Genomic DNA, 22,663 nt, shown 5'->3' with positions numbered 1-22,663 from the left:
GAAACGTACAATAGCTTACGCATATTTTTTTATTTTTTTTCAATATGCCTTAGCAAACAACACTCTCCCAACGGAACTTTCCCCAGTAAGCACACAGTTTCCCGCTTCAAGAACTCTATCTAAAGGGATACATCTAATGGTTGCTTTAGTCAAGTCTTTAATCTTTTCTTCAGTAGCCGCAGTTCCGTCCCAATGTGCTGATACAAAACCTCCTTTAGTATTTAATACTTCTGTAAATTCTTCAAAACTATTCACCTCGGTGATATGCGAATTTTTATAATCTAACGCTTTATCAAATAAATCTTTTTGAATTTGAATCAATAAATCACTAATATAAACTTCGATTCCATTTTTAGAAACCACTTCTTTAGTTAAGGTATCTCTTCGAGCAACTTCAAAAGTTCCGTTTTCTAAATCTTTAGGACCTACAGCCACTCTAATTGGCACCCCTTTTAATTCCCATTCCGCAAATTTAAAACCTGGCTTTTGAGTCGTTCTATTATCAAATTTAACAGTAACATTCAATTTTCGCAAGGCTGCTGTCAAAACAGCCACTTCGGCTGCTATTAAATCCAATTGTTCCTCTGTTTTATATATAGGAACAATTACCACTTGTATCGGTGCCAAATTAGGAGGTAAAACCAATCCTTGATCATCAGAATGAGTCATTACTAACGCCCCCATCAAACGAGTTGAAACTCCCCATGATGTTCCCCAAACATATTCTTGCTTTCCTTCTGTATTAGCAAACTTCACATCAAATGCCTTAGCAAAATTTTGACCTAAAAAATGCGAAGTACCGGCCTGTAATGCTTTTCCATCTTGCATTAAAGCCTCGATACAATACGTTTCCTCAGCACCAGCAAAACGCTCCGTTTCTGTTTTTATGCCTTTTACAACTGGAATTGCCATGAAATCCTGAGCAAAATCAGCATAAACATTCATCATTTTTTCAGATTCCTCTACAGCTTCTTCTCTTGTTGCATGAGCAGTATGCCCTTCTTGCCATAGAAATTCTGCAGTACGCAAGAACAATCTAGTTCGCATTTCCCATCGCACTACATTTGCCCACTGATTAATTAATAAAGGTAAATCTCTATAAGACTGAACCCATCCTTTATAGGTAGACCAAATTATAGCTTCACTAGTAGGACGAACTATCAATTCTTCTTCTAGTTTTGCATTTGGATCAACCATCAATTTTCCAGGTTTATCTGGATCATTTTTCAATCTATAATGTGTTACAATAGCGCATTCTTTAGCAAATCCTTCTGCATTCTTCTCCTCTGCTTCAAACATACTTTTTGGCACAAATAAAGGAAAATAAGCATTTTCATGCCCCGTTTCTTTAAACTTTCGATCCAATTCGGCTTGCATTTTCTCCCATATCGCATATCCGTAAGGCTTGATCACCATACAGCCTCTCACTCCTGAGTTTTCGGCTAAATCGGCCTTGACAACCAATTCGTTATACCATTTTGAATAATCTTCTGATCTCTTAGTTAAGCTCTTACTCATATTGAATAGTTTGGCATAAATTTTGCATTAATAATTTTACGTAAATAGTTTAGCAAAACTAACTATTTTTGTAACGTCCAACAATAAAAAACTCCATAGATATGAAAACTAATACTCTTTCACCCAGAAATACATCAATATATTACTTTGTTGTTTTTTTTAGTGTCTTATTGACTTCATGCGGCTCCTACCAAAATAGTTCTTATTACGACTCTGATGGAATTTACGGAAGCAGCGCTAATAGAACAATTGAAACAAGAAGCCAAAACAACTCGTACGATAGAAACCAATATAAGGATTATTTTGCTACTTTACAGAAAGACAATACATCAGATGAAATTTTCACCAATGTTGATGACTATAGCAGTTATGATTTGAATTCTGAATCGGTTCAAAATAATGAAACAAATTATCCAGGTTGGGGAAGCAATCCGCAAAATATAAGCATTAATTTCAATGATAATAATTGGTACGGGAATTATTGGTACGGAAACAATTGGTATGGTAATAATTGGTATAGAAATTACTGGGGATGGAATGGTGGATATGGATGGGGATTAAATGTAGGTTTAGGATGGAATAATTATTACGGAAATGGTTTTTACGGAAATAGCTATTATGGAAATGGTTACTACGGGAACGCTTACTACGGAAATGGATATTACGGAAATAGTTACTATGGAAATAATTGGACAAATTCAAATTACTACAATAGTAGAACGCGTTCTTACAATTCTAGTAGAAGAGGTTCTACCTACGATAATGCAGGTATTAATGGTCGAAATTCTGGTACCTATTCAAGAACACAAAATAACAACAATAGAAGGACTATAAACTCAGAAAACAGACAATCGACTGATTTTAATAGAAATTCATCTAGTAGAACTAGTCCTACTTTTTCAAGAAATCCACAACAAACTCCAAATTACCCTCAAAACAATACACAGAGCGCTCCTAGAAGAGGTAATACAAATAATGGTCGTATTGAAAGCACTACACCAACCAAAACCTATTCACCAGAACCTAGATATGACAATTCTTCAAGATCTTACAATAACACAAGATCTTCAGGTAGTGAAACTAGATCTTCAGGAGGCGAAACTAGATCTTCGGGCAGTAGAGGTGGCAGAAGTGGCGGTAGAGGATAATTCAATTTACACTATTAAATTTAAATTTTAAATCAGATGAAAAAATATATATTTTTACTAGCATTAGGCTTTTCTGTTAGTGTGGCACAGTCTCAAGAGTTATCGGACGCGCTACTTTATTCTCAAGAAAATTTAAACGGAACGGCGAGATTTAGAGCAATGGGAGGTGCGTTTGGAGCATTGGGAGGTGATTTTTCTGCTATTACTGTAAACCCTGCAGGTTCAGCTATTTTTTCAAATAATCAAGTAGGACTTACTATAACCAACTTTAACACCAAGAATAATTCAAATTACTTTGAAAACAAGACTTCTGATAAAGAAAACACTTTTGATCTAAATCAGGCCGGAGCAGTTTTTGTATTTAACAACAGAAAAGAAAGTAACTGGAAAAAAATCTCTCTAGCAGTAAATTACGAAAACACTAATAATTTTGATAATAAACTATTTTCAGCTGGTATAAATCCAACGAATTCTATAGATAAATATTTTTTAAGTTATGCTAATACGGGTAATAACGGAGCTCCAATACCACAGGAATTTGTAACTAGAAAAAATGGAGAATCAATATCTGATCTTTACTCCTACTTAGGAAATAATTTACCCTACGGTTTTGCAGCACAACAAGCGATGATTGCATTTTATAATCAGGGTTTTATAATTGATGTCGTTGATTTTAATAATCCGAATAGCACTTACTCATCATTGGTACCCACTAGAGGTAATTATTATCAAGACAATTATACAACGAGTACGGGTTATAACGGAAAATTATCTTTTAATGCAGCTACCTCTTATAAAGATAAACTATTTTTAGGTTTAAATTTAAATTCTCATTTTACAGATTTAAAGAAATCAACAAGTTTTTACGAAGACAACAATGCACCATTAATAAGTGACTATACTATTACTTCGATACAGTTTGACAATAACTTACATACGTATGGAAATGGATTTTCGTTCCAAATGGGAGCTATCGCCAAATTAACTAACGAGGTACGTGTGGGATTAGCTTATGAATCTCCGACATGGTATACTTTAAATGATGAATTATCTCAAAAACTTATTACAGTTAGTAGTGCTACAACTGGAAATGACTTAAAAGAAACCGTTGATCCAAGAGTAGTTAATATATACGAATCATATAAATTACAGTCTCCTAGCAAATTAACTGGAAGTTTCGCCTATGTTTTTGGTAAATCTGGATTAATAAGTGTTGATTATGCTATGAAAGATTACAGTAATATTAAATTAAAAACTGGCTTTGATGGCTTAAATAAAGAAATAAATAATGTACTTACCAATACAGGTGAATTAAGAATAGGAGCTGAATATCGAATTGATGCTTTAAGCTTAAGAGCAGGTTATCGTTACGAACAAAGTCCTTTTAAAAACGGTAATACTATAGGGGATCTAACAGGTTACTCTACAGGTTTAGGATATAACTTTGGATCTACTAAGTTAGATTTAGCCTATTCTTACGCAAAAAGAAACTCACAACAAGGTTTCTTTGCACAAGGATTTACAGATGGTCCAAAAATAGATGCCATTAATAATAATATTTCTGTATCACTTATATTTGAACTATAATTATTCTAAAAATAAAATTTAAAATCCGCTTCATGTTTTTGAAACGGATTTTTTTTTAGGTTTAGAGCTACAAAAACTAATTCTATTTATACCAAATCATATTTTGGTTAGGAGTGTATTAACTCTAAAAAAAAAGGAAAAGAATAGTAAACAAGTTCAGTTTGAATAAAAAGTTGTAATTTTGCAAAATTCCCAAATTATCGGGATTCTAATGATATGAGAACGAAGTCTTTAAAAAAGAATAAAATAAATGTAATCACTCTTGGATGTTCTAAGAATGTGTATGATAGTGAAGTACTTATGGGTCAACTTCGCGCGAGCGGAAAAGAGGTGACGCATGAAGCTCCAGAAGCCGAAGAAGGAAATATAATTGTAATTAATACTTGTGGATTTATAGACAATGCCAAAGCAGAATCTGTAAATATGATACTAGAATATGCAGATAAAAAAGAAAAAGGAATAGTAGACAAAGTATTTGTTACAGGATGTTTATCGGAACGTTATAGACCTGATTTAGAAAAAGAAATCCCTAACGTAGATCAATTTTTTGGAACTACCGAACTACCTGCATTGTTGAAAGCTTTGGGAGCCGATTATAAACATGAATTGTTAGGAGAACGTTTGACAACTACTCCTAAAAATTATGCTTACTTAAAAATATCTGAAGGATGTGACAGACCGTGTAGTTTTTGTGCTATTCCTTTGATGCGAGGTAAAAACGTATCGCAAACCATTGAAAAATTGGTAAAAGAGTCTGAAGGTTTAGCAAAGAACGGTGTAAAAGAACTAATTCTTATTGCTCAAGATTTAACCTATTATGGTTTAGATATTTATAAAAAAAGAGCTTTAGGTGAATTATTAGAAGCTTTAGTTAAAGTTGAAGGTATTGAATGGATTCGTTTGCATTATGCATTTCCTACAGGCTTCCCGATGGACGTTTTAGAAATTATGAAACGTGAACCAAAAATTTGTAATTATTTAGACATTCCATTGCAACACATTTCAGATTCTATTTTGAAATCTATGCGTCGTGGAACAACACAAGATAAAACAACAAAATTATTAAAAGAATTTCGTGCTGCAGTTCCAGGAATGGCTATAAGAACTACTTTGATTGTTGGTTATCCTGGAGAAACACAAGAAGACTTTAATACTCTAAAAGATTTTGTACAAGAAATGAAGTTTGACAGAATGGGATGTTTTGCTTATTCTCATGAAGAAAATACTCATGCTTATTTACTAGAAGATGATGTTCCTGATGCGGTAAAACAAGAACGAGCTAATGAAATCATGGAATTACAGTCTCAAATTTCATGGGATTTAAACCAAGAAAAAATAGGTCAAACATTCAAATGTATCATTGATAGAAAAGAAGGCGCACATTTTGTAGGTCGCACTGAATTTGATAGTCCAGATGTAGATAATGAAGTATTAATAGATGCTTCAAAATATTACTTAAAAACAGGTGACTTTGCTATGATAAAAATTATTGAGGCAACTGAATTTGATCTTTATGGTGAACCTGCTTAAAATTTATTCTAATTGATTTAAAAAAGCTAATTATGAAACTATTACAATCCATTTTTATTATTCTAGTTGTATTTTTATTTTCTACTACTGTTTCCGCACAATATGGAAATGGTGGATATAATAACGGTTACGGAAACAATTATGGTAGTAATCGTCGAATGAATAGCGGCATGGATCAATCAATGTCTCAACAAAAACCAAAGGAAATACCTGTTGAAGTAACCGTTGCTAAAATTATTGAGCGCATAAAACCAGAATTAAATCTAGATGAACTTCAAGCAATTGCGATTTCTAACATTTTGACCGAAAATATTAGAACACAAGGAATGCTTATTAAAGCTGAAGTAAGTCAAGACGATAAAATGGCAAATATTAAAGCTCTATCAGAAGCAACAGACAGAAAAATCATGGAGTTGCTGAATAAAGAGCAAAAAGAAAAATATACTGCTTTGAATCAAGAAGCAAATAGTCCTAAAAAATCTAAGAAGAAAAAGTCTGAATAATAAATTGTAGCGCTTCGATAAACTATCCTTATGAGAAATTTTTATTATTACCTTTTTTTTGTAATCTTCGTGACTTCTTGCGCGGTTAATCCGTACAAAAAAACAGAAAAAATATACGATGAAAAACTAAAATCTTTACAAGAAACCATTTCAAATAAAGAAAGCGTAACACTACCGATGGTTAATAACTTTAAAATAACCGTTGAACCCACTTACTCTGACAATTTATTAAATATAAAAGATTCTATTTCAAAAATGGAACTTACAATTTTAAGAAATGGTGTAAATACAGAATGGATTGGAACGGTTAACTTTAACTTAAGAAAGCCAAACTTTATTATTTTACATCATACGGCTCAGGATTCTATACAGCAAACTATCAAAACCTTTACATTGGCGCGAACCCAAGTTAGCGCACATTATGTTATTGGAGATGATGGTCGTGTCGTACAAATGTTGAATGATTATTTAAGGGCTTGGCATGCCGGTAATGGTTCTTGGGGAAAAAACACAGACATTAATTCTGTATCTATTGGAATTGAATTAGACAATAATGGCTCTGAACCATTTTCTGACTTACAAATTAATAGCCTATTGGCATTATTAACAAAGTTAAAAAAAGATTATAATATTCCTGTTCAAAATATAATAGGTCACTCCGATATTGCTCCTAAACGAAAAGTAGATCCAAGTGTGCTTTTCCCTTGGAAAACTCTTGCAGAAAAAGGATTTGGAGTTTGGCCAGACGAAGAACTGGAGCCTGCGCCTGCTGATTTTAATGTAGAACAAGGTTTAAGAATCATTGGTTATGACACTAAAAATTTGTCCGCAGCGATTAGTGCTTTTAAATTACATTTCATTCAAAGTGAACTAAGTACTACTTTAGATGAGAAAACAATTAACACTATTTATTCTATTTACAAGAAGCAATAAAGGCTATTTGTAAAAAGACAAAAAAATAAAATTGTAAAAAAACGAGAGTAGAATTGGTTTAACCTATTCTACTCTCGTTTTTTATTTTTAAAATATTTAATTATTCAATTACCAATGATTTCATATTCATAAACTCTTTAATCCCAACTGCTCCTAATTCTCTCCCGTATCCTGATTTTTTTATACCTCCAAAAGGAACTTGAGAAACTGAACGAACAAGAGAGTTTACAAAAACATTCCCTGATTCTATTTTCCTAGCTAATTTATATGCCTTTTCTCTATCTTCTGTCCAAATTGCAGCGGCTAATCCATAACGATGGTTATTGGCTATTGCAATGGCATCGTTTTCATCTTTTGCTCTGATCACAGTTGCAAGTGGACCAAAAGTTTCTTGCTGAAATGCTATTGAGTCCACACTAACAAAGTCAATTAAAGTAGGTTGAAAATTACAATTTTCATATGATCCGCCTGTGACCAATTTTGCTCCCTGTTTAAGTGATTTTTGTAATTGATCTGCTAATGTATCTACTAAATCCAATCGCGCTAAAGGTCCCAAATCAATTCCATCCTGCAAAGGATTTCCTTGCTTCAAAGAGGCTATATTAGCTGAAAAAAGAGAAACAAATTCATCTGCTACTTTTTCAGTTACAATAAAACGTTTGGCACAAATACAGGCCTGACCTGCGTTTAACATTCTAGAATGTGCAGCTACCTCAGCAGCTTTACTAAGATTAGCATCTTCTAAAATAATAAAAGGATCAGATCCACCAAGCTCCATTACCGACTTTTTAATATGTTTTCCCGCTAATGAGGCTACCGAAGAACCTGCAGCTTCACTACCTGTTAAAGTAATTCCTTGCACAATATTAGAACTAATAACCGTCTCAACTTGAGATACTTCTATACTTATCTGCTGAAAAACACCTTCTGGAAATCCTGCTTCTAAAAAGGCACTTTCGATCGCTTTAGCACAACCGATAACGTTTGAGGCGTGTTTTAATAGTGTTACATTACCCGCCATAATTGCTGGAGCAGCATAACGAAGAACTTGCCAAAAAGGGTAATTCCAAGGCATCACTGCAAAAACAGCTCCCATTGGATCGTAAACAGACATACTTTTGAATGGTGTTTCATAATACACATCTTTCAGCATTTGTTCTGCATTTTCTGCATAATAATCGCAGTTTGATGAAGACTTTTCAACTTCGGCCACACTTTCTGATAAGATTTTACCCATTTCATTTGTGATGAGTAAGCCTAATTTTTGTTTATTCTCTCTAAGAATATTTGCCAATTTTTGCATCATCTCCGCTCTTTCCTGAAAGGAGGTTTGTTTCCATTTGCTAAAAGCGTTTTCAGCTAATGTAATTTTTTTGTTTAATGCTGCATTGGTTAAAGATTCATACTCTGCTATTACTTCTTGTGTAAATGGATTTATGGATTTAAATATCATCTTTACTTAATTTTATGGAATGTATTTTTAATAAATACAACAGTTTTTTTTATAATATCTAAGGTACTGAATTTAAAGAAAAGAGGTGTTTAAAGGAATAATTTTAATAAAAATTTATATGTTGTAACTACCAAACAAGTAAAATTTAATAAAACTAAACCATTCGATAATTTTTTTTTCCAGTGCTTAGAGAAAAAAATAAAGCAATTTAAAATCAATTGTGTATTTAATAAAAAAGAATAAATAGTAGTCCAATTATTGATAAATATATGATGTTTTATATAGCGCTTATTAATTTTCAACCTTACTGTTTTTCATAAAAAAACCCGCAAATTGCGGGTTTTGATCTTTTAATTTTTATTATTTAGAAAACTCTAAACTTTTTAGTTTATTCCATCCACCACGTGTAAAATCAGGAATTTCAACTGGAGCCGAATTATTATCCAGAGAAATCTCTGTCAATGGTGCCAAGCAAGACCATTCTGCTAAATCATAAACATCCATATCTAAGGGAAGTCCATTTTGAAGACAATAAATCAAACGGTAATCCATGATAAAATCCATACCACCATGACCACCAACTTTTTTGGCTTGTTCTTCAATACCTTTTACTATTGGATGTTGGTATTTTTCCATTAAAGCTTTTTTTACCTCATCAGGAACAAAACTATGTGCACTTAGATTCTCGTGATTTGGTGCTACATCTGTCCCAATACTTTTAGAATCTAATGCATAACCTTCAAATGGATATTTATTAGCAAATCCTTTAGTTCCGCTTAATTGATACATACGACTGTAAGGACGAGGCGAAGTTACATCATGCTGAATTTGGATTGTCTTTCCTTTTTCTGTACGAATCATAGTCATCGTATGATCACCGTTTCTAAAATCTTTAACCTCTTCGCCTGTTTTTTCTTTGATAAATGCAGGATTTCCAACCGCTTTAGTATCCATAGAAACTAAGAAATTCATTTTGTCTCCACGGTGAATATTTAATGCTTGACAAGCAGGTCCCATTCCGTGAGTAGCATAGATATCGCCACGGTGTTTTTTGTTATAATCCATTCTCCAGTTGTCCCAATAAGCTCCCCAAAAAGGTTGTAATCCATGAATATAAGAACCTTCTGCATGCAAAATCTCACCAAAAAGTCCTTGCTGAGCCATATTTAATGTTGTCAATTCAAAGAAGTCATACACACAGTTTTCTAACATCATACAATGTTTGCGCGTTTTCTCAGAAGTATTGATAAGATCCCAAATTTCTTTCATATTCATGGCTCCTGGAACTTCTATAGCTACATTTTTACCATCTTTCATTGCTTGAACTCCCAATTCTGCATGATGCTTCCAATCTGTAGCAATATAAACAAGATCTACATTAGGGAGAGCTGTAACTTTTCGCCAAGAATTTTCTCCATAAAACTCTTGTGCTTTAGGCAAACCTGCTTTTTCTAATATTTTATTAGCAGACTGTGTTCTGTCTTCTAACATATCGCAAAGCGCAACAATTTCAACTCCTGGAATATGTGTCATTCGCTCTACTGCACCAGGACCGCGCATTCCTAATCCTATAAAGGCAACACGGACTGTAGGAATTGGAGCTATTGCTAAACGCAAAACATCTGTTTGTCCTTTGGCTCTTTTTGGCGTTGGGGTTTTAATCATTTGGGCAGAGGCACTAGCCCATCCTAAAAACAAAAAAGCAATTAGGAAAAATTTAGAAATTGTACTTTTCATATTAAATTATTTTATTTAGTTTTCATTAAGATACCATGCTTTTTATTAGTATCATTATTACAATTATAAAGCTTAAATTATCAAAATATAAATCTTTTTTAAGGCAAGGTTTTAAAATCTATATTCGGTTTGTTGTGTGTTATTGGTCTGGTAAATAGTGTTCCCATTTCAGTATAATCGATTTTAAATCCTCCGTTTTTGAGATAGAAACCTTCTTGGTTTAAGCCTCCTGAATAATCTTTTCTATATCCCTTTTTAGCGGTGTTATCAGCAGAGAATTTCGCAGTATTTACTTCATTCCAATTTCCTTTATCATCACAATACCATTGGTTGTAAAATACAACCATTCTAGAAAAATTACCCTGCTCAGGAATAAAATTTTCTAAAAAAGAATGAAATCTTTTTAAATAAGTTTTAGTTTGCGGACGACTAAAACTTGCTATAATTTCCCAAGTCTGAGTTTCAGGCGCAAAAAAATAGGCTGTGTACGCTGTTGAATTATTTTCTTGTGGAATGCCTCTAAGTAGAAACTTGTAAGTGTTGCCAGCTACCCAATTGTATTTTAAATAGCTTTGTCCACCTGAACCTTCATTACCAAACTCTCCTACAATTACATTTTTCCCTTTTTTTAGCAATTTTATCTTATGCGATTCTGGAATACTTTTGGGATCATCTGTGGTAAAAGGACTCCAAACAGAAAATAAAACTCTTCTTTCTTCAGCAGAGTTCACTTGAATACCAAAGTAACCTTCGCCAAAACCATTTGCCATAAAGTAGGAACCTATTTTGTCTTGTCCTACAGGAACCATTAGTTCATTATAATACCATTCTGCATTTACATTTTCTGGAATTTGATAATTCAAATGCACGGATGCTCCTCGCCTGCCCCAATGATAAAAATTATCTTCATTATTTGGAACGTAATCAATTTTACCGTCAAAATCCGTACTAGTTACCACTAACGTATTGAAAGAAGGGAAATTTTTCCCTGTCTTGCTAATAGCTTTAATGGTAAGTGCTACATAACCTTCTTTATTTATATTCCAACTGCCAATGGCTATTGATTTTTTATTTGATGATGTATTAATTTTTACTTTTTTAGCGATAGCATTAATAGCAAATTCTAATTCTGTTTTTCCTGAATCGATACTAAAATCATTTATTGCAAATTGAAAATTTCCGGGTTTCGAAATTCTAAAATAAACTGTAAAATACTCCTTTGCATCGGTCCAATTTTCTATTCCATTGTCTGTAATTACAGGAACTCCTTCTGTATGCTTAGAACTGTATGCGTTTCCGGCTAAAGGAATTGCTATTTGAAAATTAGAAGTTTTTTCACTTCTTTTAAACTCAGAAAACTTATTACTGTTAGCAATAACAATTGTTACTGATAAAATAGTAAAAAACAATCCATATAAATTTTTCATTTTAAGTAATGTGCTCATTTGTTAACTATATATACATCTTTCATTATTACTATTCTAAAGTATAACCTTTCTAATTTTTACATTAGAAAGGTTAAAAACTAATTAACAAACCAACAATTATGGATTCTGTGTCAATGTTCCTGGATATGCATTTATTTCTGATTGTGGTATATATTGTACCACTCTTAAACTAGAAGCAGGATAATCTACCATTGGTGTATGAGGCCCTGGATAATGACGGGTCATTGTTTGACCGTTTCTATAAACATCATATCCGCGATGTGCTTCAAAAGCTAATTCTAATTGGCGTTCTTCATCGATTAATTGAGCTGCATTTGCAGTTGTTAAGGAACTATAACCTCCTCCAACAATTGCTCTTTCTCTAATAATATTTAAATTAGTACGGGCATTTTGATAATCTCCTTTTTTAGCATAAGCTTCTGCAAGATTCAAATACATTTCTCCTAATCTAGAAATAATTGGAGAGTGCAAATGAGAATCATTATTTTGTAAAGAACATTTAGTTACGTAAAACATAGGATAAACACGATTTAATAACATCATATAATCCTTTTCGCCCACATAGGTTTTTCCCTCATAGTTTATGGAATAACTATTTTCAGCTGCATCTACTACGGTTAAATTATATTTAACATTAGCAATAGTTATAAAAAAAGAGCCATCACTATTTTTCTCTAATGGCTGTTGCAAATAATTGTAACCCGTTTGTACACCACTATTATCTTTTAAATCGTATATAAAACGGAAGGCTTCCGTTTTTTTGTTAGACGCATCCATAGTATATTGTGGATCTATAAAAGCCCAACGTGCATCATTTTTTTTCCCTGCTTTACGCAACAAATCTAAATACTCTCCACTAGCATACATTTCGCCCCAACCTTGACCTTGTATGTTTGCGTACATACCACCTACTCCATAAAAGTGATCTTCACCTGAGAACTCTGAAGCAACCCGTTTCACTGCAAAAATAGTTTCTGTTTGTGGTGAGTCATCCGGAGCATAAGTATTGTATTTCATAAACTCAGAGCGAGATAATAAAGTGTATCTTCCGCTATTAATTACTTTATTAGAATACTCAATAGAAAGGTCAGCATACTGTTGATTTGGGTTTTGATAAGTACCACTCATGTATAAATAAACTCTAGAAAGCATGGCTTGAGCAGCTTCTTTTGTTGCATAAGCAGCATTTCTGTTTTCATTCATTAGTGCTTCTCCTTTTTTCAAATCACTGATTGCTTGTTCATAAGTCGCTTTGACGGTAGCGCGATCCGGAAGTTGTAAATTATCAATACTGTCTGGCATACCATTTACGATTGGCACTCCTAAATTAGTTTCAGGAGCATCATAATAAGGTCTTCCATAAGCACGAGTTAAATAAAAATAAATCATTCCTCTTAAATAATATGCTTCTCCCAACTTTTGATCAATTTGAGTGCTTTCGCCCTCCTTTATGATTTTTATCAAATCGCTTGATTGTGAAATAATTTTATAACTATTATTCCAAAAAACAGATAATCTGTCGTTATTAGGAATGTGTTGATAGGAAATAAAAGAATAAAATGAATCTGTAGAAGTACCTCTAATCATAACATTATCTCCTGGATATTCACCAATACGATGCATTACATCAGACCAACCTTTAAGTTGAGCATAACATCCATTTAAAAGTACATTTACCGAAGCTTCTTTATCAGCAAGAATTTTATCTTCAGTATAAGAGCTAAATGGTTCTCTGTCCAACTCACATGAGGAAAAGAAGGTAACAGATAAAATTAATATAACTATTTTTTTCATAATTTAAGTTTAAAGTGAAACATTAACTCCTAACACAATTCTACGAGTTTGAGGATATACAGAAGTGGCAACTCCTGTCACAGAGGTTGTACCATTTACATTTGCTGGTGGAATTTCAGGATCAACTCCTGAAAAATCTGAAATTGTAAATACATTCTCAGCAGACATAAACAATCTGATATTAGTTGAATTTAATGCTTTGATAGTTGGCAAATTATATCCTAGAGTTATATTTCTCATTTTTAAGTAAGTTCCTGTTTCTAAGAAACGTGAAGAAACTTTATTAGAATTGCTAGAGTTATTATAACTGGCTTGCGGATGTGTAGCAATATCGCCTGGTTTTTCCCATCGGCTCCAGCCTTTTTGAAGATTCATCTGATTGCGATCCGTGTAAGCTCCGTCAGAATCAAACTCAGCTCTTGCATAATTGTAAATCTCACCTCCAACAGAATAGCTAAAGACTGCTGATAAATCAAAGTTTTTATATACTAAATTAGTAGAGAATCCTCCGAAAAAATCAGGAGTATAAGCTCCTTTAACGATAGGATCTTTAGCAGCTTCACTGTAACTAAAAGTTTTTACGCGTTCTCCAGCAGCATTGGTTTCAAACCATTGAGGTTTTCCCGTTTGCGGATCTACACCGGCCCATTCTGGTAAGTACCAGGTATCTACATCCAGTCCTGGTTTTAATAATTTTGAGGCAGATCCAGAAATACCAGACCCATCACCCACAATTATTTCGGTTCTAGAACCATACAAACTAGTAACTTTATTTTTGTTGAATCCAATATTGGCATCCACAGACCATTTAAAGTTTTCATTATTAATAAGCTCTACATTAAGAGCAGCTTCAAACCCTTTGTTTCTAACCGCTCCAACATTTTTCCAAATACTTGTTACACCAATAACACCTGGCAAAGGCACTTGGTACAGTAAATCGGAGGTGTTTTTGTCGTAATAATCCAATGTCAAATTAAAACGTTTCAAGAAAGAAATGTCTAATCCTAAACCAGTCGTAAATGTTTTCTCCCAACTTAAATCTGGATTTGATATTTGTGAAATCAGAGCTCCTGGATTTTCATTATAACCCGTAGTTAACGAATAAAGTGCTTGATGTGGATACAAACTATTAGGACGATTTCCTACAGAACCATAACTAGCTCTTAGTTTAAGATTAGTAATATAATCTGCTTTAAAAAAAGTTTCGTTGTGAATATTCCATCCACCACTTACAGAGAAAAAGTTTCCATACTGTGCATTAGGTCCAAAATTAGAAGCACCATCTCTCCTGATTGAAAACTGTCCCAAGTAACGATTGTCATAGGAATAGTTAGTATTTGTTAGTAACGATTGAACCGCCCATTGTGATCTATTTCCTTTAACTTTTTCTGGAATAGACGCCACATCACCTACAACAAATCCTGGTGCTAATCCTGTAGCAATTCCGGTGTTCCATTTAGAGTTATACTCGTTCCATTCATACCCTGCAATCGAATTAATGGCGTGTTTGCCAAATGTTTTATTGAATTTAAAAAGTTGATTCGTATACATTCTGTTATAAGAAGAAGCATCTTGCTGAATTCTTCCTTGTACTGCTAATCCACTTGAAGAACGCGGATCTGAATAATACATCGACTCACCATTAGAAAAAATATAATTATTTGTAGAAGTGAAAGTAAGCCAATCATTAAATTTAATATCAAAATCAAAATTACTTCGTACATCATAACTTTGAGATTCCCCATAATTCCATTGCAGGTCATATAAATAGTTTGAGCCTGTAGTATTTACCCAAGTAGGATTAGGTTGATTTCCTACCAAAGTACCGTCTGGTAAATAAGGACTATCCCAAGGCATATTACCATACATTGCTCCCACAGAATGCTGTTTGTCTAATACGTCTTTGCGAGTTGCATTTACTTGTGGTCTAATGGTTAACCAATCATTTACTTTATAACTGACCTTCAAAAGTAAATTGTAACGATTAAAGTCATATCCTTTTACAGCACCAGTTTCATCGTAAGCGCCTAAAGAAACATAGGTTTTAAAATTCTCACCACCTCCACTTATAGAAATATTATGATCTCTTACTAAACCTGTTCTTGCTGCATTATCCCACCAATCAAAGTTTTGATTTCTTAATGCTGGAGTCCACCAACTATTAGTTGAAAATTGATTTTTATTAGGGAAAGAGTCATAAAGATCATAAAGTTCAGCACCATTCATAATTTTAAAGTTTCCCGTATTAAGAGTAGTAGCAGCCATTTTTGTAGAGATACTTATCACTGACTTACCACTTTTACCGCTTTTAGTAGTTACCACAATAACACCATTAGCACCTTGAGAACCATATACTGCAGTTGAAGCCGCATCTTTTAGAATCGTCATCGTCTCAATATCTGATGGATTAACATTACTAGATCCAGATCCTACAATAACACCATCAACAACCCAAAGCGGATCAGTACTACCGTTTACAGTACTTTTTCCTCTAATAATAATTTTTGCACTTCCGCCAGGCTGTCCTGAACCTGTATTTACATAAACTCCAGTTGCTTTACCTGCTAACAAATTTTCTACAGAAGAGGTAGTAGCGTCCAATAATTTTTTATCATCCAGAGTTTGTAAAGAACCTGTGAGGCTTTCCTTTTTTACACGGCTATATCCCATTATCACTACCTCATCTAATTTTTGACCTGTTTCGTTCAAAACTATACGAAGTGGACCATCTTTAACAGTAACTTCTTGATCTTCCATACCAACAAAAGAGACAATTAAAACTGTTACAGTGTTAGGGACGTCTAATGTAAAAACACCATCAAAATTAGTTTGTGTAGAAACCGTACTTCCTTTTGCAATTATATTAGCTCCAGGTAATGTTTCTCCGTTTTTATCATATACTGTTCCTGTAACTCTTCTTTGTGTTTGCTGAAAATTATTAGCAACTTTTAAATTAGCCTCATTAAAAAAACTATTTCTTTCTTTAATAATTATTCCAAAATTATTTTTTTCAGTTGCCGCTACCGATATAGGAATAGCGAATGCCAACATCGATAAACTCGTAAATTTTATGGCTTTATGCGTAATTGCATTTACCCAAATACGAGTTGGTTTGCTTTTGTTTAATAAATTCATACTTGTGAATTGGTTTTTGGTTAATATTCAATTTCAATAGGTTATTTTATTATTTATAAATGCAGTAAAAAAGACACTACAAACTTTTATTTTTTTGAAAAAAACATAATATAATCACTTATAAAACAAATACTTAATTCCTGTAAAACACAGTAACAATCAATTAAAAAGACTTTTTAATTAGCTCTTTTTTTAGGTGATTTTTTGATAGTATTTCTTTTAAGAATGACGAAACTATATATTAAAATTTAATAAAACAAGGAAACAGAACAAAAATGTGTTCGAACACATAAAAATAGTGTTATCGAACACAAAAAATCTTGTTAAAATAATTTTTATACTAATTTTTAGGATTTACTTTAAAAAAATAAGAAGAAAAAAATAAATTCGGTGATTAATTGATGCTATCCTGATTAACAAAAAAACAGATTTTGAAAATTAGGATTAAAATAAAACAATGAAGAAAAACAAAATCTAAGAAGATAGAAATCTAAAAAAAACAAAATAATGTAGTGTGTTTTGATAGGAAGAGAAAAATGGGAATTATTTTTTTTATTATAAGACAATAAGATTTCAAACTTATTATTTTTTAAATTCCAGAAAATAGGTGTGTTAAGCAACAATAATAGAGCAGAAAAATAGGTGCTGAATACTTAATATAATCACGACTAAAATTATTAGTTTATAAATAAGTCAATTTCAAAAAATTCAAACTACACAGTGTAAAAATAGATACAATCTATTTGAGTAGCGTTCCAGTATGGAAATTACAAGTTTTTAATATATATGAAACAGACAAACTATTTTTTAAGCTTTATTTATTTGAGTTATAAAAAGCAAAAACTTAAATTATCTTAACTACAATAAATGAAATAGGAAGTAAGAAATTAAGCCATATAAAAAATTGAGTTTTCACAATTGACGATATCAATAGGTAAAAGTGTAGTTCCTGGAATTGATTTGCCAAAAATAAAATGTTCAACCAAGCTAGTTAAAGCGAGATAAACTTGCCTTTTAGGATTTTGATGAATTAAAAAATCGATACTTCCTTGATGCAAGTAAGCAACATTTTCTTCTATTAAGTCATAACCAATAATAGCTATTTTGGAGCGTTGGGTTTGATTAAATATTTTTGCAATTTGGTATCCTTTCGAAGTGGTAACAAAGATCCCCTGCAAATTAGGATTCTCTTCTAGAAATTTTGTAAAGTTCAGTTCTATGCTAGGATTTTTTAATTTTAAAGTTATTATAGCTTCTTCTTGAACGCCTTTCTCTTTAAAAAAAGTTCTAAACCCTCTCTCCTTTTCTTGCATGTGCACCGCATTCTTAAACTTCTCATTGATGTGGATGATTGCAAATTTTCCATTATTAGCAATCGAATCTAACAATTTTGCGCCTACTCTACCACTTTGATACAAATCTTGTCCTACAAAATTTAGATCTTCTGCAGATTGCACTTGATTATTAAATGTACTAACGACAACTCCTTTTTCTTTATAAAGATTCATTGCCGTTATGGCTTCCTTGTAAAATAATGGAGCCAACAAAACGGCATCTGGAGATAAAGCTAAGACATTTTCATTAACCGTTATAAATGACTTTGTACTTTCTGGGTTAAAATAATGCGCTTTGATAGATAAATTGAATGCTTTAAATTCTTTGATAGCTTCTTCGATCCCTTTTACACATGGCAACCAATAAGGATCAAAAGAAGGATCTGGTAGTACAACAACTAGACTATAAATTTTATTGTTTTTTAAATTTCGGGCAATAAGATTAGGTTCATAATCTATTTCATTTAAAACAGCATTAACACTCTCAAAAGCTTTTGTAGAAACCTTGCCTCTTTTGTGCAATACCCTATCCACAGTTCCTTTTGAAACTCCTGCAAGCAAAGCAATGTCTTTAATTGTAAGTTTTTTATCCATCGTGAGCAAATATATAAAATCTTTATATTAAAAAATTTTGATTTTCTATTTCTATATTTTCTTATCAATCTATTTCCTGAAAACTAATTTTAATTCCAATAAAACTAAAACTTTTTACTTCATTTTATAACTTTGATCATTTCTTTACAAATGAAACCCATTAAGAGTAAAAACTTTTTCCAGACCATTTTGATCTATTATTTAAAAAATTAAAATTAAATCTCGAATAAAATTCTGATTCAGTGCTATTAAAAAACCACATCTAGCATACATTATAAATCTAATCAGAACATTATTTTTAAATTAAAAACCAATATAAGGAATTAAATCAAATAAAAATGTGTTCGAACACATTTTTAGCAACTTCTCTTGTTTAATTAAAATAAAAGATATAGTTTCGTCTTTTAAACCTACTTAATGCAATTTTTTTTTGGCAAATAACAGCCTGTTTTTTCAAATAAAATACCATTTAAAAAATTATTTACTACTATTTTTAACATATTTAAAGTGAAAGAAATAATCTCAATAGCTCCAGGCAGAACTTGTCTTTTTGGCGATCATCAAGACTATCTTGGACTTCCTGTAATTGCATGTGCCATTAGCAGAAGTATAAAATTAACAGCTGTTCCAAATGATGCTGGACTATTTAAAATTAACATGATCGACATTGATCAACTCAGAATTATACCTATAGATCAATTATATGATAATTTAGCTCCTCGTGACTATTTTGCTTCTTCCTTGCGTGTCCTTAGAAGATACGGATGCATTCCAAATAGCGGGTACGATATTACCATAACAGGAAATATACCAATTAATTCGGGAACCTCTAGTTCCTCTGCTTTATTAGTTGCATGGATTAATTTCTTAGTAAATGCTTTTGGAGTTGATCCAGAAATTACACCCGAATTTATTTCTAAAATGGGTTACTTATCTGAAGTTGTAGAACATGGAGAACCAGGTGGCATGATGGATCATTACAGTATTGGCGTAGGTAATATTGTTCATATAGACACTAGAGATCCTTTTTCTTGTACAGTAATAGGCACTGAATTAAACGGATTAATTACTGGTGTTTCTGGTATACCAAAAGAAACAATAGGATTAATTGGTGACTTAAAAGGAAATGCTCTGATGGCAATTAGCACTATTAAAGAACATTTTCCTGATTTTGATTTAAATAAAGCTAAAATTAATGATTTAGACAAATACCTTAATTATTTACCCGATCGCTTAAGTCCTTTTTTCGAAGCGGCTATAAAAAATCATCATTACACTAAAAAGGCTTTGATCGAATTTCAAAAACCAGTACTAGATCTAAAAAAAATTGGAGCATTAATGAATGAACATCATGTTGTATTACGAGATTTACTAAAAATAACCGTACCAAGAATTGATGCTATGATTAATGCCGCACTAAACGCAGGTGCTTACGGAGCAAAAATTGTAGGATCTGGTGGCGGAGGAAGCATTGTAGTAATGGCAGAACCCGGAAATGAAGCTCCAATTGTAAAGGCATTACTAGATGCAGGAGCTATAGAAGCCTATGCTGTAACTGTTGACCCAGGTTCTAGAATTCAATAAATTAAGTGAAATTAAAAAAAATAATCATGCATAATAATTTAGTTATTTTAGCAGGCGGCGCCTCTTCAAGGATGAAAAAAGAAGTGGCAGTAGACAATTTAACAACCGAAGAGATTGCACAAGCAAATGAAAGAAGTAAAGGATTGATAGGTGTTGGTCCAAACGGAAGACCGTTGTTAGACTATCTTTTATTAAACGCAAAAAAAGCGGGATATAAAAACATCTACATCATTATAGGGGAACAAGGAGATTTATTTAAGGAATTCTATGGTACCAAAACCAAAAACAACAATTTTCATGATTTAAACATCTCCTTTGCAACTCAGTATATTCCAAAAAACAGAGTAAAACCATTTGGAACCGCTGATGCTTTGTACCAAGCTGTAGAACAATATCCCGAATTAAATTCGCAGTCCTATTCCGTTTGCAATAGTGATAATTTATACTCTACCGCTGCTTTATTAGCCCTAAGAGAATCTATAATTACTCATGCATTTATTGCGTATGATAGAGATTCTATGGAATTCCCTTTAGAGCGAATTTCTCGATTTGCAATTGCAAAACTTAACCAAAAAGGATTTTTATTAGATATTCTTGAAAAACCTACTGCTGAAATTTTAGCCGAATATAAAGATAGCGAAGGCAAATTACGTGTGAGTATGAATGCTTTTAAGTTTGATGGAAAACTTATTTATCCTTACTTACAAAATTGCCCAGTACATCCCGAAAGACAAGAAAAAGAACTTCCAACGGTGCTTTTAAATTTCTTACAAGAACACCCTAATACAGCTCTGGGAATTCCTTTCTCTGAACATGTGCCTGATTTAACAGCTAAAGAAGATATTGCAGAAGTCAAAGAATATCTTAAAATTCATTATCCTGAATTAAACTGGCAAGACTAATGTAAGAGTAACTTCATATAGCATTCTAAATTATTATTTAAATTATTGCAAAAAAAATAAATATGTCCCACACAGAAAGTACTTCGTATAAGAATCAAAATAGTGTATTAATTCCGATGGTTATATTAACCTTGTTATTTTTCATTTTAGGATTTGTAACCTGGCTTAATGGTCCGCTTATACCTTTTTTTGAATTAGCCTGTGAACTAACCGAGTCTCAAGCCTATTTTGTGGCCTTTGCATTTTATATTGCCTACTTTGTTATGGCAATTCCTTCGTCATGGGTAATAGAAAAAGTAGGATATAAAAATGGCGTTTCGCTGGGATTAATCGTAATAGCCTTGGGCGCATTTATGTTTTATCCTGCTGCAGAAACTAGAACTTTTTTGTTTTTTCTTGTTGCCTTATTTGTAATGGGAACAGGATTAGCCATTTTGCAAACTGCGGCAAATCCTTATGTTGTCGTTATAGGTCCAAGAGAAAGTGCCGCAGCGAGAATTAGTATTTTAGGTGTTGCCAATAAGTTAGCAGGTTTTATAGCTCCATTGGCATTAACTGCTTTAGTGCTATCCAACATGAAAGAGTATACTGCAGAAAAAATAGCTGCACTAGATAGTATAGCAAAAACAAGAGCATTAGACTTATTAGCACTTCAGCTACAAACTCCTTATATTTATATGGGAATTGCAATTTTAGTACTCGCATTATTGATTCGATTATCCCCTTTACCAGAAATAGATTTAGATGAAGATGGTAGTGTGTCAAATCAGGGTCTTTTAAAACAAATGATCAATGCGTGCAAACATCCTCAACTGGTTTTGGGTGTTATAACGCTTATCTTATATGTAGCTGCAGAAGTTATTGCAGGAGATACAATAGGTAAATTTGGTAAACAATTAGGAGTTTATGGTTCTAATGGAGACTTTTATTTAAAATTAACTTCATTTACAATGACTGCAATGGTTATTGGTTATATTTTAGGCATAACATTGATTCCAAAATATGTTTCTCAAGTGAATGCATTAAAAGCTTCTGGACTATTGGGCATTGTTTTAGTATTGTTGATTGTATTTATTTCACCAACTATTAGTATTCAAATACCATTGATCCCCGCTTTGCCTTTAGTCGTAATTTTAGTTGCGCTTCTAGGACTTGCTAATGCACTTTGTTGGCCTGCCATTTGGCCTTTGGCGCTTCAAGATCTTGGAGGTTATACAAAAATAGCAGGTGCAATTTTAATAATGGGTATTATCGGTGGTGCAATTTTCCCTCTATTTTATGGCTTCTGGGCAGAAAGTATAAATCTAGCAAATGAGGCCAAAGGAATTACAGCAACTGCAAAAAGTGGGAATCAAATTGCTTATTTAATGCTTCTACCTGCTTATATAATGATTCTATTTTTTGCTATCAAAGGACATAAATATAGAAGTTGGTGTAGATAATAATTCTAATATTATAATTTT

15 protein-coding genes are annotated in these 22,663 nt (G+C 32.5%); 8 read left to right on the top strand and 7 right to left on the bottom strand.

Features of this window, described 5'->3' with window-relative positions; translation table 11 throughout:
- Positions 1–39: 39 nt before the first annotated feature.
- Positions 40–1,518, bottom strand: a complete 1,479-nt coding sequence (gene proS, locus H2650_RS05545) for a proline--tRNA ligase (protein ID WP_188049765.1) — start codon at positions 1,516–1,518, stop codon at positions 40–42.
- 101 nt (positions 1,519–1,619) lie between these two features.
- Here proS and H2650_RS05540 point away from each other — a divergent pair, with 101 nt between their 5' ends.
- From H2650_RS05540 to H2650_RS05520, 5 genes are all read left to right on the top strand, one after another.
- A complete protein-coding gene (locus H2650_RS05540) occupies positions 1,620–2,666 on the top strand; it encodes a hypothetical protein (RefSeq protein WP_188049764.1) in 1,047 nt (348 codons plus the stop codon).
- Between the two features lie 36 nt (positions 2,667–2,702).
- A complete protein-coding gene (locus H2650_RS05535; RefSeq protein WP_188049763.1) occupies positions 2,703–4,253 on the top strand; it encodes an OmpP1/FadL family transporter in 1,551 nt (516 codons plus the stop codon).
- 216 nt (positions 4,254–4,469) lie between these two features.
- Positions 4,470–5,783 (top strand): 30S ribosomal protein S12 methylthiotransferase RimO, encoded by a 1,314-nt coding sequence (gene rimO / locus H2650_RS05530; protein ID WP_188049762.1) that lies wholly within the window; start codon positions 4,470–4,472, stop codon positions 5,781–5,783.
- A 32-nt stretch (positions 5,784–5,815) separates the two neighbouring features.
- Positions 5,816–6,286, top strand: a complete 471-nt coding sequence (locus tag H2650_RS05525; RefSeq protein ID WP_188049761.1) for a hypothetical protein — start codon at positions 5,816–5,818, stop codon at positions 6,284–6,286.
- A gap of 30 nt (positions 6,287–6,316) precedes the next feature.
- A complete protein-coding gene (locus H2650_RS05520) occupies positions 6,317–7,219 on the top strand; it encodes an N-acetylmuramoyl-L-alanine amidase (protein WP_188049760.1) in 903 nt (300 codons plus the stop codon).
- Positions 7,220–7,319: 100 nt separating this feature from the next.
- Here H2650_RS05520 and H2650_RS05515 read toward each other — a convergent pair whose 3' ends face one another.
- The 6 genes from H2650_RS05515 to H2650_RS05490 all read right to left on the bottom strand — a co-directional run bounded on the left by H2650_RS05515 (position 7,320) and on the right by H2650_RS05490 (position 18,714).
- Entirely contained in the window at positions 7,320–8,672 is a 1,353-nt protein-coding gene (locus H2650_RS05515) for an NAD-dependent succinate-semialdehyde dehydrogenase (RefSeq protein WP_188049759.1), read from the bottom strand.
- A 360-nt stretch (positions 8,673–9,032) separates the two neighbouring features.
- Positions 9,033–10,409, bottom strand: coding sequence for a Gfo/Idh/MocA family protein (locus tag H2650_RS05510; RefSeq protein WP_188049758.1), 1,377 nt, complete (start codon positions 10,407–10,409; stop codon positions 9,033–9,035).
- Between the two features lie 98 nt (positions 10,410–10,507).
- A complete protein-coding gene (locus tag H2650_RS05505; protein ID WP_188049757.1) occupies positions 10,508–11,836 on the bottom strand; it encodes a DUF3472 domain-containing protein in 1,329 nt (442 codons plus the stop codon).
- Between the two features lie 117 nt (positions 11,837–11,953).
- Entirely contained in the window at positions 11,954–13,651 is a 1,698-nt protein-coding gene (locus tag H2650_RS05500) for a RagB/SusD family nutrient uptake outer membrane protein (protein WP_188049756.1), read from the bottom strand.
- 9 nt (positions 13,652–13,660) lie between these two features.
- A complete protein-coding gene (locus H2650_RS05495) occupies positions 13,661–16,786 on the bottom strand; it encodes a TonB-dependent receptor (protein ID WP_188049755.1) in 3,126 nt (1,041 codons plus the stop codon).
- A gap of 887 nt (positions 16,787–17,673) precedes the next feature.
- A complete protein-coding gene (locus H2650_RS05490; RefSeq protein ID WP_188049754.1) occupies positions 17,674–18,714 on the bottom strand; it encodes a LacI family DNA-binding transcriptional regulator in 1,041 nt (346 codons plus the stop codon).
- Between the two features lie 507 nt (positions 18,715–19,221).
- Between H2650_RS05490 and H2650_RS05485 the strand changes: the two genes are divergently transcribed.
- The 3 genes from H2650_RS05485 to H2650_RS05475 all read left to right on the top strand — a co-directional run bounded on the left by H2650_RS05485 (position 19,222) and on the right by H2650_RS05475 (position 22,642).
- A complete protein-coding gene (locus H2650_RS05485; protein ID WP_188049753.1) occupies positions 19,222–20,298 on the top strand; it encodes a galactokinase family protein in 1,077 nt (358 codons plus the stop codon).
- 26 nt (positions 20,299–20,324) lie between these two features.
- A complete protein-coding gene (locus tag H2650_RS05480; protein ID WP_188049752.1) occupies positions 20,325–21,200 on the top strand; it encodes a sugar phosphate nucleotidyltransferase in 876 nt (291 codons plus the stop codon).
- 62 nt (positions 21,201–21,262) lie between these two features.
- Positions 21,263–22,642, top strand: coding sequence for a sugar MFS transporter (locus tag H2650_RS05475; protein WP_255462800.1), 1,380 nt, complete (start codon positions 21,263–21,265; stop codon positions 22,640–22,642).
- Positions 22,643–22,663 lie beyond the last annotated feature (21 nt).

It is taken from the genome of Flavobacterium sp. GP15 (assembly GCF_014281985.1).
GTDB classification, from domain to species: domain Bacteria; phylum Bacteroidota; class Bacteroidia; order Flavobacteriales; family Flavobacteriaceae; genus Flavobacterium; species Flavobacterium pygoscelis.
This window is presented reverse-complemented; position numbering and strand designations above follow the sequence as displayed.

Bases quoted from the DNA above. Each gene is read 5' to 3' on its own strand.
- H2650_RS05490 (WP_188049754.1), bottom strand. From the start codon at position 18,714: ATGGATAAAAAACTTACAATTAAAGACATTGCTTTGCTTGCAGGAGTT.
- H2650_RS05535 (WP_188049763.1), top strand. From the start codon at position 2,703: ATGAAAAAATATATATTTTTACTAGCATTAGGCTTTTCTGTTAGTGTG.
- H2650_RS05515 (WP_188049759.1), bottom strand. From the start codon at position 8,672: ATGATATTTAAATCCATAAATCCATTTACACAAGAAGTAATAGCAGAG.
- H2650_RS05540 (WP_188049764.1), top strand. From the start codon at position 1,620: ATGAAAACTAATACTCTTTCACCCAGAAATACATCAATATATTACTTT.
- H2650_RS05500 (WP_188049756.1), bottom strand. From the start codon at position 13,651: ATGAAAAAAATAGTTATATTAATTTTATCTGTTACCTTCTTTTCCTCA.
- proS (WP_188049765.1), bottom strand. From the start codon at position 1,518: ATGAGTAAGAGCTTAACTAAGAGATCAGAAGATTATTCAAAATGGTAT.
- H2650_RS05480 (WP_188049752.1), top strand. From the start codon at position 20,325: ATGCATAATAATTTAGTTATTTTAGCAGGCGGCGCCTCTTCAAGGATG.
- H2650_RS05525 (WP_188049761.1), top strand. From the start codon at position 5,816: ATGAAACTATTACAATCCATTTTTATTATTCTAGTTGTATTTTTATTT.
- H2650_RS05520 (WP_188049760.1), top strand. From the start codon at position 6,317: ATGAGAAATTTTTATTATTACCTTTTTTTTGTAATCTTCGTGACTTCT.
- H2650_RS05510 (WP_188049758.1), bottom strand. From the start codon at position 10,409: ATGAAAAGTACAATTTCTAAATTTTTCCTAATTGCTTTTTTGTTTTTA.
- H2650_RS05495 (WP_188049755.1), bottom strand. From the start codon at position 16,786: ATGAATTTATTAAACAAAAGCAAACCAACTCGTATTTGGGTAAATGCA.
- rimO (WP_188049762.1), top strand. From the start codon at position 4,470: ATGAGAACGAAGTCTTTAAAAAAGAATAAAATAAATGTAATCACTCTT.
- H2650_RS05475 (WP_255462800.1), top strand. From the start codon at position 21,263: ATGTCCCACACAGAAAGTACTTCGTATAAGAATCAAAATAGTGTATTA.
- H2650_RS05505 (WP_188049757.1), bottom strand. From the start codon at position 11,836: ATGAAAAATTTATATGGATTGTTTTTTACTATTTTATCAGTAACAATT.